This window comes from Lawsonia intracellularis PHE/MN1-00, from assembly GCF_000055945.1.
Lineage (GTDB): Bacteria > Desulfobacterota > Desulfovibrionia > Desulfovibrionales > Desulfovibrionaceae > Bilophila > Bilophila intracellularis.
In genome coordinates, this window is record NC_008011.1 from 1,002,864 (window position 1) to 1,018,785 (window position 15,922).

Below are 15,922 nucleotides of genomic sequence, written 5' to 3' on the forward strand. Positions count from 1 at the left end.
TTTATTTACTATTAAATTGTTGTGAAAAAATTTTATATGCTAGTTCTTTAGCTTTAGCTCTATTTACTTTATCTGTATCGGTTTTTGGTAATTTTTGAACCTGAATGACATGTTTAGGGCACCAGTATAAAGGTAGGTTGGCTTTACAAATAGCTAAGTAATCACATACTTTTTTTTCTACAAGGATAACAACAAGTTCTCCGAATTTATGATCAGGAATAGAGGTTATTATAAAAGGTTGTAATATAAATTTTTTTAGTAGATTTTCTACTAGTTCAATTTGTATTTTTATTCCTCCACTATTGATTATATTATCTTTTCGTCCAATTATTCGGAAATTACCACATTCATTTACTTCAGCAATATCATTTGTAACAAGTGGTTTTTTACATATGTTTGGAGCAGTTATAACAAGTGTTCCTTCTGGTGATAATGAGACTTTTATACTCTTAAAGGGTGTATACCACTCAGAAGCATTTACTCCATTGAGTTTCCTAAGGGCAATATGTGAAAGTGTTTCTGTCATCCCATACGTTGACCAAACAGCATGAGGGAAATCTGCTAATTTTTTTGATAGTGATGTATCAATAGATCCTCCACCAATAATAAGATGTTTGATATTTTTTAGATATGTTGTGTCTTTTTTATATTCAAGTGTTGTACAGACTTGCATAGGGGTCATAGCAGCGAAAGTAGGTGAACTTTTTATTTGTTTAAGAGGTCTACTTGATGGTGTAACATAGAGTAAGTTAAGTCCAGCAAGTAAGGAGCGAACTACAACCATTTTTGCACCAATATACTTTAGAGGCATGCATAGTAAAGCAGTATCGTTAGGCTTTAATCCTAAAAATGAACATGTTAAATAAGCACTTTGTAGCATACAAGTTTTTTTTACATGGAGAGTTTTTGGCTTCCCTGTAGAGCCAGATGTAGATACTTGAATTGTGATTGACTGATTAAACCATTCCTTAAGAAATTGAAAAAGTTCACTTTGAATTTTTTCATTCTTGTTGTTTTTTAATATATTTGTTTTAGAAAATTTTTCCCCATTGATAAGGATAGATTGTCTTTCTATATTAAATTCAAACATATGTTTATCTTTAATTTGAGAAATATCTTACTAAGATCGTGTAAAGGTATTATTACTAGCTAGTGGGGATTAATTTAATAATATTTTGTGTGGTTATATTAAGGTAATTTGGGGTATTGCTTAAAGTTAGGTTTACGTTTTTCTAAGAAAGCATTACTACCTTCTTGTGCTTCATCTGTTAGATAGTAAAGCATAGTCGCATCACCAGCAAGTTCTTGAATTCCAATTTGTCCATCAAGCTCAGCATTTAGACCAGCTTTAATCATTCTTAATGCTAATGGGCTATGTTGCATTATTATTTCTGACCATGCTACGGTTTCTTTTTCAAGATCTTTTAGTGGTACAACCTTATTTACAAGACCCATCGTAAGAGCTTCCTGTGCAGTATATTGACGGCATAAAAACCAAATTTCTCGTACTTTTTTTTGTCCTACAATACGTGCTAGATATGATGAGCCAAGTCCAGCATCAAAGCTCCCCACACGAGGTCCTGTTTGACCAAATATTGCATTTTCAGATGCAATTGTTAGATCACATACAATATGTAATACATGCCCCCCTCCTATTGCATAACCATTAACCATAGCAATAACTGGTTTAGGTAGAAAGCGAATTTGTTTCTGTACATCTAATATGTTAAGGCGTGGGACACCATTTTCATCAATATATCCACCACGACCTTTAACATTCATATCTCCTCCGCTACAGAAGGCTTTATCACCTGAACCTGTTATTATAACAACAGCAATATCTTGGCATTCTCGGCAATATAATAATGCATTACTGATTTCAAATGTTGTTGTAGGAGTGAATGCATTACGATAACGCTCTCTATTTATAGTTATTTTTGCTATTCCTTTGTAATATTGGAATAAAATTTCTTTATATGTTGTAATGGATTCCCATGCATAATTTGACATATAATTATACTAACCTTTATTTGAGTTACTTTTTATAATATGGTTTACAACACGTGCTGTTGAAACTATCTCTTCTTCCTCATTTACAATATCTATATGCCATAGATGTGTGGTATTTCCTTTATGTATAATTTGTCCTTTCCCTTTAACAAGTTTACCAATAGGAACATTTTTAATATGGTTCCCACTAACTTGAATTCCACATGGGAATTCATTTTCAAGACATAATAAATATGAGCCATGACCTGCAATACTTTCTGCTAATGCAAGGGATGCACCTCCACTTAAGTAACCAAATGGTTGAGATGTATGATTTGTCACAGGCATAGAGGCAATCACTGTACCTAGTTTACTCTCATGGAATAGGATACCAAGATGTCCAATAAGAGAATTTTTGTATTTAGTATTGTATGTTATTATGTTATGTTGTTGAGAGTTTTTCATAGGTATATTGGGAGAGGATAAAATATTTTAATAAGTTAGCTAATAATAGAGCTGGGCTATATAGAGTTATTATAATATACTGTTAATATTATTAGGTCTAGTTTTTCAATAACTGAAAAATTTTTTATTTGGAAATAAGTTTTAATATAGTAAAAAGCCTCTACAGTTAAAACTGTAAAGGCTTAAGATTTTCTGGAGCCAGCATGGAGAGTTGAACTCCAGACCTGCTGATTACGAATCAGCTGCTCTACCAACTGAGCTATGCTGGCAAGTATATATAATGCCCTAAGGCTACATATCTTGCCACTAACTGCAAGTCAAGCAATAGGAAATTAGTATTATGTACTATTTTATATTATTTTTTCATTACTTTTTTCATATTATCTATAGTCATATCTTTATCTGTAAGGTATTGTCCATCAGGAAGAAGTGTAACATCCCCTGCCTTATCTAATGGTAACCCAATCCAACTAGATTCATTCCCATTTTTATCTGTTACAGTAATATCCCATGCTTCAGCATTTTCTGTTCTACTGATTTCAACCATTGCTTTATCACCATTTTTAAGGGTCTCTTCTTGTAAAAGATTTTCTTCCCATTGATTAGCATTTGTTGGGGAAACTTTTAATGTATAAATGTCCATTTGGGAGCCATTCATGATATCAAGCTTTTTATTAAGAGCGAAAACTGATTCTGCAGCAGATAAAACACATACAATAGAAAGTACTATAACTAAACGTTTCATAATTCCTTTCTCCTTTTGTGTTTAGGGGAAATAACTTCTCCTTAATACTAATGGCTTTTAACATAATACAAGTGTATTACTAGTAACTCTGCTAGACTTTTACTATAAGCATTTGAAAAGAAGAGGCTATAGCTGTTATAATAAATATAACAGTAAATTTGGATTATAATTATTTATAAGTTATGTTATAGTTGTTATAAATCATATTAGATCTATGTATTGCTTTGACTAAATAAAGTGATTATATTATTTATACCTAGTCTTAATTTATATCTATAGAGATACAAATGAACTGACTCAGTATAGTTGAGTGGGTGCATTTTTGGAGGTTAAAATGGAGATTCTTCGTGATGGTACCAAAGGAGTTGCATCCTCTGTTACTTCTATATTTATGAGATATGTTTATTGGTGGATGACCATAGGCTTGTTAGTGACAGCAGGATCAGCTTTTTATGTTGCAAACTCACCAGCTTTACTTCAAACATTATTCAGTAATACGTTAAGCCTTGTTATTCTTGCTATAGCTGTTATTGCTCTTCCTCTTGTTTTAAGTACTATGATCTCACGTTTATCTTCTACTGCAGCAACATTGTTATTTATTTTATATAGCTTGTTAATGGGGGCTTTTTTATCCTCTGTTTTAGTTGTTTATACAGGAACATCTGTTGTACAAGCTTTTGTTACAACTGCAGGAACTTTTGCTGCAATGAGTATTTATGGTACAGTAACTAAGCGTGACTTAACAAGTATGGGAAGTTTTTTGACTATGGGGTTAATTGGTTTAATTATAGCTATGGTTGTTAATATATTTTTAAAAAGTCCAATGATGGAATTTATTATTAGTGCCATTGGTGTATTGATTTTTACAGGTCTTACAGCCTATGATACACAAAAAATTCGTACATTTGGTGAGAATGCCCCTTTAAATGATTCTTTAGCTATACGACGTGGGGCTCTTTTAGGAGCTTTAACACTTTATCTTGATTTTATTAATTTATTTTTAATGATGTTAAGACTTATGGGCGATCGTCGCTAATATTTTTATAATTTTTATTTATGTAAGGCTTTTATTAAGAATAATAAAAGCCTTATTTTTAGTTAGATAAACCTATAAAAGAGAAAAAGTAAAAAAAAGCAATACCTATAATCGCTGATGCAGGGATTGTAATCATCCATGCTTTCACAAGAGTTATTGCTACAAACCACCGAACCGCAGAAAGTCTTTTAGTAGAACCAACACCAAAGATACAAGCTGTAATAGTATGGGTAGTACTTATAGGAGCACCTAATATTGATGCAATTGTAATCACCGCTGATGCAGATGTTTCTGCAGCAAACCCATGTACTGGTTCTAATTTAAAGATGCTATTACCCATAGTTTTTATTATTTTCCATCCACCAACAGCTGTACCAGCAGCCATTGCTATAGCACAGACTACTTTTACCCAGAATGGTACTGTAATAGATTCAATTTTATTAAAAATAAAGAGGGCAAGAGTAATAACACCCATAGTTTTTTGAGCATCATTTAAAGCATGGCTTGTAGCCATAAAGGCAGCAGAAAGAATTTGTAGATGTGTAAATTTTTTAGTGAGTTTTTTCCTATGAGTTTTGGCAAATAGGAAACTAAGAAGAGTCATAAAGCTAAATCCAGTAAAAAAACCTAAGAGAGGTGCAAGGAATAAGGGTAAAATAATCTTTTGTAAGATGGATAAGATATTAAGACTAGTAAAGCCAGCAGATATGATAGAAGATCCAATAAGTCCACCAATAAGTGCATGAGAAGAAGATGATGGAATACCATAGTACCATGTAATAAAATTCCAAGTTATTGCACCAGATAGTGCTGCAAGAACTAGTATTTGATTTCCAGATACAACTTCTGTGTTAACAATTCCTTTTCCTAATGTTGAGGCAACCTCTGTGCCTAAAAATGCTCCAAGAAGGTTTAAAACAGCTGCCATTAATACAGCTGTCTGTGGTGTAAGAGCTTTTGTAGATATAACAGTTGCAATGGCATTAGCACAATCATGTGCACCATTGGTAAAATCAAAAATTAATGCTATTATTATAATAAGGATAAGAAGGAGGGGAATTTCAAACATATTTAATCATCGTTTTTTCTAATATATCAGCGAGATTCAATGTTTGTTCCATAGCTAGAGCTAATTTATCATAATATTTTGATAAAATAAAAAGTTCTTTAGTAGTACTAATGTCAGTAAAGTTAAAATCTTGTATTTTTTTTAACCCCATTACTAGAAGGATTGCTCCATTTTCTTTTTTTTCTCTAATTTCTCGAAGATTGGAACTAATATCTGTTTTTTTAGGAAGTTCTTTTATCATACTTAGAATATCATCTATCATATTTTGCTCGTTAGCAATTAGTAATTCTAGAGAAGATGGAATAGAATTAGGTATTCTGCAATAAAAAAATAGTGTTCCTAATTCATAACAGGTACAAGATAAATATAGTTGTCCTAAGTTAATAGCATGAATATCTTCTTTATCTATTGGTGTGATAAATGTTCGAGAGAGGTGTTCTGTAATAGTATTATAGAGTTGACTTATTTCTTCTTTTGTATTTTGAAGTGTTTGTATTTCTATGGGGTGATTGTTTTTTGCTTGTTCATTAATTATTATAAGTTGGTGAATTTGCTTTTGTAGAATAGTGCCTTGTTTAGCAAGTAATTCAAAAAATGGAACTGATTGGGGCATAAATCGTGCCAACATTAAAAGCTCCTTTGATTTAAAAAAGCACTAATAAGAGAGTAGAGATATATTGTAAATGCTATTCTGTTATATTCTTTAAATGGTCTAAATAGAAGATTCATTAGTTATTTTTTGAAATAGATACTATTTTAATTGTTATTTTTTTATTGTATTAAGAATTAATAAATAAAGAGTAATTACATTTGGTTCTTGATTCTACTTTGCTTTTTTATAAATAATTAAAAGATAGTATAGGTACATGACTTATTACCTATAATTCAGAAGAAGCAATTTATATTTATAAAATGCTAGTAGTATTATAAATTAACTATAATAATTTTGATCCATTAACTTACTATTTATTATACCCTATCATTATATTCTATCAATAGTAACAAGTATAAAATTCCCCTAGGTAGTTAAAAGCAGTATGATAAAAATAAACTGTAATTGCTTTACGCACTCCTTCACTATAAATTTAATAAGGAAATTTTAGTAAACTTAATTAAACTTCTATTATAAAGAATTTGTATATCAGTATGTTATTTTTTTGTCGAGTATAGAGCCTATATTTTTTTGATTAAAACATTAATATATCTATTTATAGTTATATGAATAGTTTTATTAATAACTATAGAAAGTTTTTAGAGTAATTAGTATTACTAATTTCTTATAGATAGATGTTAGTGATGACGAATAATAGGGTGATTAGACTTTTTTGATAAACGTAGTATTATGGCAGCAACTATAATAATAGCAAAAACAATGATGACTTCCCACATTTTTTATCCCCTTTGCAACATAGTTGTGTTAGGTTTTATTATTACTGTGCTAAATCATTATTTGTTCTTTTTATGAACTCATTGTTTTAAGTTACTAAATAATTGTTCCAAGTCATTTATTTAGGTTTGAATATTGTGTAGATATGTTAACATATTTGCTCTGTCCATTATGGGATATCCATCTGCAATAAGTGATCCTTGTTTGTTTTTTCTATATGAAATAGAATTATTATTATTATTATTATTTATGATATAAGATATTATTTATATAGTGAACGTTAACAGCAGCAACAGAATATCTTTTAGCAGATAAGTAGTATAATTATTGATAATAATGAATAATTTTTATGGAGTTTAGAAGGAAGAATTTTTAGATAAGAAGTTTTACATAACCTTGTTTAAAAACTTACTTGAATAGTCGTTATATAGTTAGCTATTTCCATGAGTTAAAAATAGAAATTTTGACATAAATTTTTGACAGGTTGTTTTAGTAAATAGAAGATTTATTAATTGGCATATTAGTGTAAGTTCATCTTTTTTTATTAAAATTTTTATTGATTTATTAGTAGCTAATTTTGAACGATAGTCGTTATATTATTACTTTTTGAGTTAAATGAGTAAGTAATAGTGGGAGCAAACAATTTCTTTTTTATAGTTTCAGAGGTAACCTTAGTTCGTTTAGATCAATTTTTATATAATAATTTATGTACACATGGAGTTTCTCGTGAAAGATTAAAAAAAGTTATTGTATCAGGAGGTTGTAAGATTGATGATAAGGTATGCTTTTCTCCAAGTACACGATTAAAAGTAGGAATGCATATTTTTATTCAGCTACCTGAAGTTGTTTCAGCATTGCTCCCGGAGGAAGGATTTTTAGAGATTCTTTTTTCTGATGAACATCTTGCTATAATAAATAAACCTCCCGGATTAACAGTGCATCCTGCACCAAGCTGTCAAGAGTCAACGTTGGTTCATAGATTGTTAAAGTATTTCCCAAAGCTTATAGAGCAAGGTGGCCTACGTCCAGGGATTGTACATAGAATTGATAAAGACACAAGTGGACTTCTTTGTATTGCTTTAACGGAAGACACACGTTTAAAGCTCTCAAAAATTTTTTTAGATAGAAAGATTAATAAAGAATACTTAGCGTTAGTCCATGGTGTTCCTTCTATGGAGGGATATATAGCAGTACCACTTGGAAGAGATCCAAAAACAAAAGTAAAGGTTGCTGTTAACCCAAAAGGGAAACCAGCTCATACAGAATGGCGTGTTTTGCATAGAGGTAAAAATGATGTTTATTCAATATTAGCATTGACAATTCAAACGGGAAGAACACACCAAATTCGTGTACATATGAAGCATATTGGTCATCCTTTAGTTGGAGATAAACTTTATGCTGGAGGACATGTTAATAAGACTTTTCAATGTAACAGACAGATGTTGCATGCTTGGAAATTGAGTTTTGAGCACCCCATTACAGGCAAAAAAATGAATTTTTTATGTCCTCCCCCAAAAGATTTTTTAGATACAGTATCACTTTTAGAACAAGAACCTATACGGATTGTTATTACTGGAGTCGCCGGGTCTGGAAAAACAACAGTATTAAAATATTTTGAACAACATAGTGATATTATTATATGGAGTGCTGATAAAGCTGTAGAAAAACTTTATTCTCCAGGAGGAGAGGTTTGGAGTATTCTTCAAGAAAGATATGGAGATAGATTTGTCCCAGATAAAAATCGTTCTGTGGATAAATTAAGGTTGTTATCTGCCCTAAATGGAGAAACAGAACCGCTTTTAGATATAAGAGATTTAAACTATATAGTACATCCCATTATGTTAGAACAGTTGTCAAAATTTTGGGGGGAAGCGTTTTATAAAAAATATAAATATGCTATAGCAGAGGTTCCACTATGGTTTGAAGTCGATCATATCATTAGTCAATTAGTAAAAGAAAATAGAGTTTCATCCAATATTAGACCCAATTTTGTTATAGGTGTTTCTTGTCCTGAGAATATTAGAGAAAAACGTTTAAAGGAGGCTCGTTGCTGGTCAACTGCACATAAAACTACTATTGATAATTGGCAATTTCATCAAGATATGAAGCTTAAACTATGTGACTATATTGTTGATAATTCAGGTTCTGAAGTTCAGTTAAAAAATAACATACAGGATATTATGATGCTAATAGAAGCAAAGGTTACATCTTTTCAAGATGACTTTCTTCAGTTTTTACAGAAAATTATTACATAATTACACATACACACACACACACACTCTCTCTCTCTCTCTCTCTCTCTCTCTCTCTGTTTCATGTGAAACATTTTTATTTTTACTAACATATTTTTTTTTTTTTTTTTTTTTTTTTTTTTTTTTAGTTGTTTGACATGGTTTACTCTGTTGTTTATGTATAAATTTTATATAGACAACTATTGTCCTTTGAGAAATGAAAGAAGGTTATTATGGCTAGGGTTATTGCTATTGCAAATCAAAAGGGTGGTGTGGGGAAAACAACAACAGCTATTAATTTAGCAGCATCACTTGCTATTATGGAAAAACGTGTTTTACTTGTAGACTGTGATCCTCAGGCAAATACAACAAGTGGTTTGGGTTTTTCTGTTAATATGTTGTCACATAGTTTATATTCTGTCCTTTTCCAAACAAAACCTGTTGAGTGTGCTATTATGTCTACTGTTTCTTCATTTCTTTTTCTTCTTCCCTCAGGGACGGAGCTTGTTGCAGCAGAGCTGGAATTGGTGGATAAAATAGGTCGAGAATATTATCTTTCAGAATTATTAGCTCCGCTGGAGAAAAAGTTTGAATATATAATTCTTGATTGTCCACCTTCTCTAGGACTTATTACGTTAAATGCTCTTTGTGCGGCAAAAGAAATCCTTGTTCCTCTACAGTGTGAATTTTTTGCACTTGAAGGAATTGTAAAACTACTTCAGACACATGATCAGGTGAAAAAAAGATTGAATCCTAAACTATCATTATTAGGAATTGTTTTAACTATGTATGATGGACGTAATAAAGTAACACGTCAGGTTCAACAAGAAGTTATACGTTGTTTCCCAAACCATATTTGTGAAACTGTAATTCCTAGAAACATTAGGTTATCTGAAGCCCCTAGTCATGGGAAATCTATTTTACATTACGATATAAAGTCTAAAGGGGCAGAAGCATACCTTGAACTTGCCCGTGAAATAGTAATGAGAAAAGTAAAAACTGACGTACTATCAATATAAATTTTTTCTTTTGTAGTAAGAAGTTTTATTGTATTTTGAAGTTCTTTTAGTATATTTTAACCAGTTATTAGGAACGATTATGGCAACTCAAGAACGTGGACTTGGTCGAGGGTTAGATATCCTTTTTGGTAATACTTCACCTGAAGTTGAGCAAGATCATATAAAAAAGCATAGTAAAGATGGATTAGTGCTACCTTCAATTACAAAACTTCCTATAGCTATTTTGCGTCCTAGTTCAAGTCAACCTAGGAAAAGTTTTGATAAAAATGCCTTGGAAGAACTTGTATTATCAATCAAAAACCAAGGTGTTGTCCAACCTATTTTAGTAAGACCGTATAGAGAGCAATCATCTATTCGTTATGAAATTGTTGCAGGAGAAAGGCGTTGGCGTGCTGCCAAGTTAGCTGGGCTTGTTGATGTTCCTGTTTATATTAAGGAGCTTAATGATGAAGATGTATTAACTATAGCCTTAATTGAGAACCTTCAAAGAGAGGATCTTAACCCTATTGAAGAAGCATTGGCTATAGAGTCATTAAGAAAAAAATTATCTCTTAGTCAAGATGAGCTTGCACATAGGCTTGGGAGAAGCAGATCTGCTATTGCAAATACCTTAAGGTTACTTCATCTTACACCTGAAGTTCAAGAGGGACTTTGTAATCATACCATTTCTTCTGGGCATGCTAGAGCACTATTAGCATTATCTGATATGGAGTTACAGCAAGTGCTTTATAAAGCTATTTGTTGTAATCAACTATCTGTACGTGATGTTGAAACATCTGTCACATACTGGAAAAAAAATGGAGTACTGCCACCTTCTATCAGTGGTATCACAAAGGATACAGTAAAAGTTAAGCAAAAAGAAAGATCAGAACGTCTTAAAAATGTTGTTAATACGTTACGTTTTAACTTACATCCTAAAGTAACTATCTCAGGTTCAGAGTGTATGGGTAGAATTACAATCCCTTATGATTCACAAGAGCAGTTTACAACTATTCTTTTAAAGCTTGGAATAAATGCTTCTGATACAATTGACACATAATTACTAGTTAGATAGTTAGACATCAATTAATTTATAATCTTTTTATTTGTAACAAGACAACCAATGTTCTTTCTTGTTATAACTAATATTAACAAGCTGATAAAAGGTATAAAGTATGGTTGATAGCCATTCTGCAGTGATGGTCAAATCTGATTTTGTACGATTATTAAATGATAAGCCTGTTCTTGTCGTTGGTGATATAATGTTAGATAATTATCTTATTGGTGTTTCAGATCGTATTTCTCCTGAGGCACCTGTCCCTATTGTAAAAATAGAGAATGAAAAGCAATCTCTTGGGGGTGCAGGGAATGTAGCAAGGAGTATTGCTGCTCTGGGTGGAAAGGTAACGATTATTGGGGCTGTAGGACAAGACCAAAGTGGAGAAAAAATTCAAGATCTTTTAAGTACAAGGGGAATTTTATCTTCAATTATAACATTTGCAAATCGTCAAACAACAGTAAAAACACGTGTGATGGCTCACAGACAACAGATGATACGACTTGATCATGAGGAAAGTACATCATATAATTCTAAAGAATTAGCTATGGTATTAAGTAATTTTGAAAAATATGTATCTCAACATGAGATTATTATTTTATCAGATTACAATAAGGGTCTTGTATCAAAAGAGTTTATGCTTGGTTTTCAGGATATACTGTTAGCTAAGAATCCTAATGCAAAAGTATTAATAGATCCTAGACCATGTAACATAATGTATTATGCATTATGTAAAAATATATTTGCTCTTACACCTAATACAAAAGAAACTGGAGAATGTGCAGGTGGTATGGCTACTTCTAGTCAGCCAGAATTGTTAGCTGCAGGTCATACTATAATGAAACTTCTTTCTACAAAGCATTTGTTAACAACTCTTGGTGATAGTGGTATGGCATTGTTTCTTTCTCCTAAAAAGATATGGCATATTCCTACAGTAGGCCGTGATGTCTTTGATGTTACTGGTGCAGGAGATACAGTAATTGCTACATTTGGCCTTGCATTAAGTGCAGGACTTGATCCACTTATCTCTGCGATATTAGCTAACTATGCTGCTGGCGTTGTTGTTAGTCAAGTAGGAACTGCAACAGTATCTCCTGATGAGTTAGAAGAAGCTATTACATCTTTACCTCAACCAAAATTAGCTTTTTGGAATTAACTATTATTCATATACTGTTAGCAACTTTAGATTTTTTTGTATTTAGTATTAATTGATACATAACAAAAAATTCTTTTATTATACTATTAGAAACTAATTGTCCTAATGGTGTAAGTTTTAGATAATTACTATCTATTTTTATAAGTTGTTCTTTTTCTAATTTGAAAATTAGATTTTTATAGCTATCTATAAAGTTATTTTTTGCTATAGTATTATATTCATTAATATTAAGTCCTTTTGTTGTTCTTAGGCGTAACATAAAAAGTTCTAGTACTTGAGTTTTATTATCAATATATTCTTTGGGGGGTTCCTTTTTCTTTTCTACTAATAAACTCCAAAGAGAAAGGTCTGCTGGATTTGTCCAACGATAGTGGTTTAGTGTTGAAGTTGCAGATGGTCCAACACCAAGATAATCTTTCCCTTCCCAATATCCATTGTTATGTTTACATTGATAGCCAGGCTGAGCAAAGTTTGATATTTCATATTGTAGTAGTCCTTTTTCTTCTAAGTATGTTTTTGTTTGAAAAAACATTGTTATTTGTTCTTCTTCTGATGGGAGAGTAAGTTTTTTATTAACATATTGTTTATTAAAAATAGTCCCTGGTTCTAGAGTTAAATTATAGCTAGAAATATGATTTGGTTTAAGTTCAGCAACATATTTTATTGTGGTTAACCATTTTTGTACAGTTTGATTAGGTAGTCCCCATATGAGGTCAATATTAATATTTGTACATAATGCATCTCTAAGCATATTATATGATTGTATAGCATCAATTATATTATGTGTCCTTCCTAAATGATGAAGTTGTTTATTGTTAATAGCTTGAAAACCTAAAGAAACTCGATTAATTCCAGCCATTAAATATTCTTTAATTAAAGATAAAGTGGTTAGGGACTCAGGGTTAGCTTCAAGAGTGATTTCTATTTTTGATGTTAGTCTGTAGTATTGAGAGATATGTTCTAATATTTTGTAAATATATTGGGGTGAGAGTAGACTTGGTGTCCCTCCACCAAAAAAAATAGTCTCTATCGTTGGTTTTTGAAGTTTATTCCCCCAGTATGAAAGTTCATTTTTTAACGTAACAAAATATGTTTGAAGTTTTTGTTGCCCATCTATACTTGATGTGTCTAGAGGTTTAGAAAAAAATGAACAATAATAACAACGAGTTTTACAGAAAGGGATATGTATATAAAGCAGCATATAATTAATTAAAAGAATAAATTATAGGTATAAAGTGGATTAGTTAATTTTTATAAGATAAAAAAGTTATGAATTTTTAGTGATAAAAATCTTTACATTCAATAATATAAGTATTATTTATTATTAATGTATTATATTATATATTATCTTGTACTTTCCATATATCGTCAATAATAATTTATATTTTTTTGATAAATAGTTTTTTATTGTATTATATTCTATAAATAAAAAAAGAAATGTATTACATATACCTTAATATAGTTTTATCCCCTTCCCTTTAGGGGTATTTTTTTTTTTAGCCTTTATCGATTTTATATCGTTTATACTAGGCATCCTATGCAAGAAAAAAATGTATTTAATTGGCTACATAAAGACTTACTGGATATTGATCAGCTTTCTCAGACAGATATCTTTAATATATTAAATACAGCAAGTAGCTTAGATGAAACAAATAGTAGAGTAATAAAAAAATTACCAACATTGCGTGGTAAAAATATTATACTATTTTTTGCTGAGCCAAGTACCAGAACAAAAGTTTCTTTTGAAATCGCAGGGAAAAGACTCTCTGCAGATACTATAGGGGTTAATGCTTCTTCTTCAAGTATTCAAAAGGGTGAAAGTTTAAAAGATACAGCTTTAACCTTACAAGCAATGTCCCCAGATGTTATTGTATTGCGTCATTCAAGTAGTGGTGCTGCATTGTTTCTTGCAGATCTTTTAGAGTGTAGTGTAATAAATGCTGGGGATGGTTGGCATGCACATCCTACCCAAGCACTTCTTGATGTATTTTCACTATGGAAAGTTTGGGGAAATCATTTTCATGGTAAAGAAGTTCTTATAGTTGGAGATACAGCACATAGTAGAGTTTGTCGTTCAAACGTTACATTACTTAATTTAATGGGGGTAAAGGTTAGGCTATGTTCTCCTAGAACATTACTTCCCTCAGGAGTAGAACATTGGCCTGTAGAAATATATACAGATTTGCATCAAGCTATTTGTGGTGTAGATGCTGTAATATGTCTAAGAGTCCAATTAGAAAGACATAAAAAGAGTTTTTTCCCTAGCATAGAAGAGTATGCAAAACGTTTTTGTTTAACTCCAAAACACTTAATGTCTGCAAAAACTGAAGCAAAAGTGTTACATCCTGGTCCATTTTTACGAGGTGTTGATCTTGCATCTTCTCTTATTGAAACCCCTCAGTCATTAATTTTTGATCAGGTTTCTGCTGGTATTGCTATACGCATGGCTATATTATTTCTTTTTTTAACTTGTAATGACTTATAAAGAGTTAACTTATGTCCTCCTTGTTTCTATATAATGCTTATTATGATGGAAAGCTTGTATCATTAGAAGTTAGAGATGGAAAGATTATTACATTAAAGGAGGGAGAACAAAATAGTACTTCTAGTCCAATAGATTTACATCCTGTAGATGCAAAACAGAAACATCTTTTCCCTAGCTTTATTGATGTTCATACTCATCTTAGGGAGCCAGGGTATGAATGGAAAGAAACTATAGCTACAGGACTAGCTGCAGCTGCTCATGGTGGATTTGGAAGTGTATTATGTATGGCTAATACAAATCCTGTTAATGATTCAGCTACAGTAACATGTAAAATCCTTGAAAGTGGGAAATATGCATTTCCTAATGGACCTTATGTTTATCCTATAGGTGCTGCAACTATAGGGCTTAAAGGTGAACAGCTTTCTCCTATGCATGAATTAGCAGAAGCAGGTTGTATAGCTATTTCAAATGATGGTCTTCCTATAAAGAATACTGAGCTGTTTCGAAGGATATTAGAGTATGCTTCAGATTTAGGACTTATTGTGATTGATCATTGTGAGGATCCTTATTTAGCTTGTGATACACATATGAATGAAGGTTTCATTAGTGGTAAGCTCGGGCTAAGTGGACAGCCAGATATTGCTGAAACATTACAGGCTATTAGAAGTATTTTGTTAGCAGAATACCTCAATGTTCCTGTGCATATAGCACATGTTTCAGCAAAGCGGACTGTTGAAGCCATAAGTTGGGGGAAATCTCGAGGGGTTAAAGTTACAGCTGAAACATGTCCACATTATTTGTTATTAGATGAGAGGGCTGTAATAGGGTATAATACAAATGCTAAGGTCAATCCACCGCTGAGAACACAAGAAGATATTATGGCTTTGAGAGAGGCTATTAAAACTGGAATAATTGATATGTTAGCTACAGATCATGCTCCTCATGCTGCTTATGAAAAAGAAGTTCCTTTTGATAAAGCTCCAAATGGTTTTACAGGCTTTGATGTAGCTATCCCTGTTATGTACTCTCTTGTTAGAGAAGGCGTCCTTTCTGAGTCTGATTTGATAAGATTGTGGTCTAACAATCCTGCTGGTGTATTTAATCTACCTATAAATAACTTTAAGCCAGGAGATCCTGCTAACTTTTTTTTATTTGATCCAGAGTTAGAATGGACTGTTTCTAAAGAAAATCTTTATTCTAAAAGTTGGAATACACCATGGTTAGGTGAAACACTAAAGGGTAGAGTCGTTATGCATTGGATTAATGGGGTAAAAGTTGTTTAGTTAGAAAAAATTTTATAACTA

General features: G+C 31.6%; 14 protein-coding genes and 1 tRNA gene. 7 read left to right on the forward strand and 8 right to left on the reverse strand.

The window, feature by feature from the left end:
* Position 1: 1 nt before the first annotated feature.
* The 5 genes from LI_RS04405 to LI_RS04425 all read right to left on the reverse strand — a co-directional run bounded on the left by LI_RS04405 (position 2) and on the right by LI_RS04425 (position 3,199).
* A complete protein-coding gene (locus LI_RS04405; RefSeq protein WP_011526889.1) occupies positions 2 to 1,090 on the reverse strand; it encodes an AMP-binding protein in 1,089 nt (362 codons plus the stop codon).
* 98 nt (positions 1,091 to 1,188) lie between these two features.
* Positions 1,189 to 2,010, reverse strand: a complete 822-nt coding sequence (menB, locus tag LI_RS04410; protein ID WP_011526890.1) for a 1,4-dihydroxy-2-naphthoyl-CoA synthase — start codon at positions 2,008 to 2,010, stop codon at positions 1,189 to 1,191.
* A gap of 9 nt (positions 2,011 to 2,019) precedes the next feature.
* Positions 2,020 to 2,454, reverse strand: coding sequence for a PaaI family thioesterase (locus LI_RS04415; protein ID WP_011526891.1), 435 nt, complete (start codon positions 2,452 to 2,454; stop codon positions 2,020 to 2,022).
* Positions 2,455 to 2,647: 193 nt separating this feature from the next.
* Positions 2,648 to 2,723, reverse strand: a tRNA-Thr gene (locus LI_RS04420).
* An 86-nt stretch (positions 2,724 to 2,809) separates the two neighbouring features.
* On the reverse strand, positions 2,810 to 3,199 hold the full coding sequence (locus LI_RS04425) for a hypothetical protein (protein ID WP_011526892.1): 390 nt from the start codon (positions 3,197 to 3,199) through the stop codon (positions 2,810 to 2,812).
* Positions 3,200 to 3,533: 334 nt separating this feature from the next.
* On the opposite strand from LI_RS04425, the gene LI_RS04430 reads away from it, so the two are divergent.
* On the forward strand, positions 3,534 to 4,235 hold the full coding sequence (locus LI_RS04430; protein ID WP_015353788.1) for a Bax inhibitor-1/YccA family protein: 702 nt from the start codon (positions 3,534 to 3,536) through the stop codon (positions 4,233 to 4,235).
* Between the two features lie 58 nt (positions 4,236 to 4,293).
* On the opposite strand, the gene LI_RS04435 is transcribed toward LI_RS04430, so the two are convergent.
* On the reverse strand, positions 4,294 to 5,304 hold the full coding sequence (locus LI_RS04435; RefSeq protein WP_011526894.1) for an inorganic phosphate transporter: 1,011 nt from the start codon (positions 5,302 to 5,304) through the stop codon (positions 4,294 to 4,296).
* Positions 5,297 to 5,932, reverse strand: a complete 636-nt coding sequence (locus LI_RS04440) for a hypothetical protein (RefSeq protein ID WP_011526895.1) — start codon at positions 5,930 to 5,932, stop codon at positions 5,297 to 5,299. Before LI_RS04440 ends, LI_RS04435 begins: the two co-directional genes overlap by 8 nt.
* Before the next feature lie 1,388 nt (positions 5,933 to 7,320).
* On the opposite strand from LI_RS04440, the gene coaE reads away from it, so the two are divergent.
* From coaE to LI_RS04460, 4 genes are all read left to right on the forward strand, one after another.
* The gene (gene coaE, locus LI_RS04445) at positions 7,321 to 8,946 is read left to right on the forward strand and encodes a dephospho-CoA kinase (RefSeq protein ID WP_011526896.1); all 1,626 of its coding nucleotides are present in this window, start codon (positions 7,321 to 7,323) and stop codon (positions 8,944 to 8,946) included.
* Between the two features lie 209 nt (positions 8,947 to 9,155).
* Complete coding sequence (locus tag LI_RS04450; RefSeq protein WP_011526897.1) at positions 9,156 to 9,941, forward strand: ParA family protein; 786 nt, start codon at positions 9,156 to 9,158, stop codon at positions 9,939 to 9,941.
* 79 nt (positions 9,942 to 10,020) lie between these two features.
* On the forward strand, positions 10,021 to 10,980 hold the full coding sequence (locus LI_RS04455) for a ParB/RepB/Spo0J family partition protein (RefSeq protein ID WP_011526898.1): 960 nt from the start codon (positions 10,021 to 10,023) through the stop codon (positions 10,978 to 10,980).
* 115 nt (positions 10,981 to 11,095) lie between these two features.
* The gene (locus LI_RS04460; protein WP_011526899.1) at positions 11,096 to 12,133 is read left to right on the forward strand and encodes a bifunctional heptose 7-phosphate kinase/heptose 1-phosphate adenyltransferase; all 1,038 of its coding nucleotides are present in this window, start codon (positions 11,096 to 11,098) and stop codon (positions 12,131 to 12,133) included.
* Positions 12,134 to 12,140: 7 nt separating this feature from the next.
* Here the strand turns inward: LI_RS04460 and hemW are convergent, their stop codons facing one another.
* The gene (hemW, locus tag LI_RS04465; RefSeq protein WP_011526900.1) at positions 12,141 to 13,334 is read right to left on the reverse strand and encodes a radical SAM family heme chaperone HemW; all 1,194 of its coding nucleotides are present in this window, start codon (positions 13,332 to 13,334) and stop codon (positions 12,141 to 12,143) included.
* Positions 13,335 to 13,670: 336 nt separating this feature from the next.
* Here hemW and LI_RS04470 point away from each other — a divergent pair, with 336 nt between their 5' ends.
* Together LI_RS04470 and LI_RS04475 are read left to right on the forward strand one after the other, a co-directional pair.
* Entirely contained in the window at positions 13,671 to 14,618 is a 948-nt protein-coding gene (locus LI_RS04470; RefSeq protein WP_011526901.1) for an aspartate carbamoyltransferase catalytic subunit, read from the forward strand.
* A gap of 11 nt (positions 14,619 to 14,629) precedes the next feature.
* A complete protein-coding gene (locus tag LI_RS04475; protein WP_011526902.1) occupies positions 14,630 to 15,901 on the forward strand; it encodes a dihydroorotase in 1,272 nt (423 codons plus the stop codon).
* The last annotated feature ends 21 nt before the right edge of the window (positions 15,902 to 15,922 follow it).

Excerpts from the sequence above, each read along its gene's own strand:
- LI_RS04405 (WP_011526889.1), bottom strand. The coding sequence starts at position 1,090 with ATGTTTGAATTTAATATAGAAAGACAATCTATCCTTATCAATGGGGAA.
- menB (WP_011526890.1), bottom strand. The coding sequence starts at position 2,010 with ATGTCAAATTATGCATGGGAATCCATTACAACATATAAAGAAATTTTA.
- LI_RS04415 (WP_011526891.1), bottom strand. The coding sequence starts at position 2,454 with ATGAAAAACTCTCAACAACATAACATAATAACATACAATACTAAATAC.
- LI_RS04425 (WP_011526892.1), bottom strand. The coding sequence starts at position 3,199 with ATGAAACGTTTAGTTATAGTACTTTCTATTGTATGTGTTTTATCTGCT.
- LI_RS04430 (WP_015353788.1), top strand. The coding sequence starts at position 3,534 with ATGGAGATTCTTCGTGATGGTACCAAAGGAGTTGCATCCTCTGTTACT.
- LI_RS04435 (WP_011526894.1), bottom strand. The coding sequence starts at position 5,304 with ATGTTTGAAATTCCCCTCCTTCTTATCCTTATTATAATAATAGCATTA.
- LI_RS04440 (WP_011526895.1), bottom strand. The coding sequence starts at position 5,932 with ATGTTGGCACGATTTATGCCCCAATCAGTTCCATTTTTTGAATTACTT.
- LI_RS04450 (WP_011526897.1), top strand. The coding sequence starts at position 9,156 with ATGGCTAGGGTTATTGCTATTGCAAATCAAAAGGGTGGTGTGGGGAAA.
- LI_RS04455 (WP_011526898.1), top strand. The coding sequence starts at position 10,021 with ATGGCAACTCAAGAACGTGGACTTGGTCGAGGGTTAGATATCCTTTTT.
- LI_RS04460 (WP_011526899.1), top strand. The coding sequence starts at position 11,096 with ATGGTTGATAGCCATTCTGCAGTGATGGTCAAATCTGATTTTGTACGA.
- hemW (WP_011526900.1), bottom strand. The coding sequence starts at position 13,334 with ATGCTGCTTTATATACATATCCCTTTCTGTAAAACTCGTTGTTATTAT.
- LI_RS04470 (WP_011526901.1), top strand. The coding sequence starts at position 13,671 with ATGCAAGAAAAAAATGTATTTAATTGGCTACATAAAGACTTACTGGAT.
- LI_RS04475 (WP_011526902.1), top strand. The coding sequence starts at position 14,630 with ATGTCCTCCTTGTTTCTATATAATGCTTATTATGATGGAAAGCTTGTA.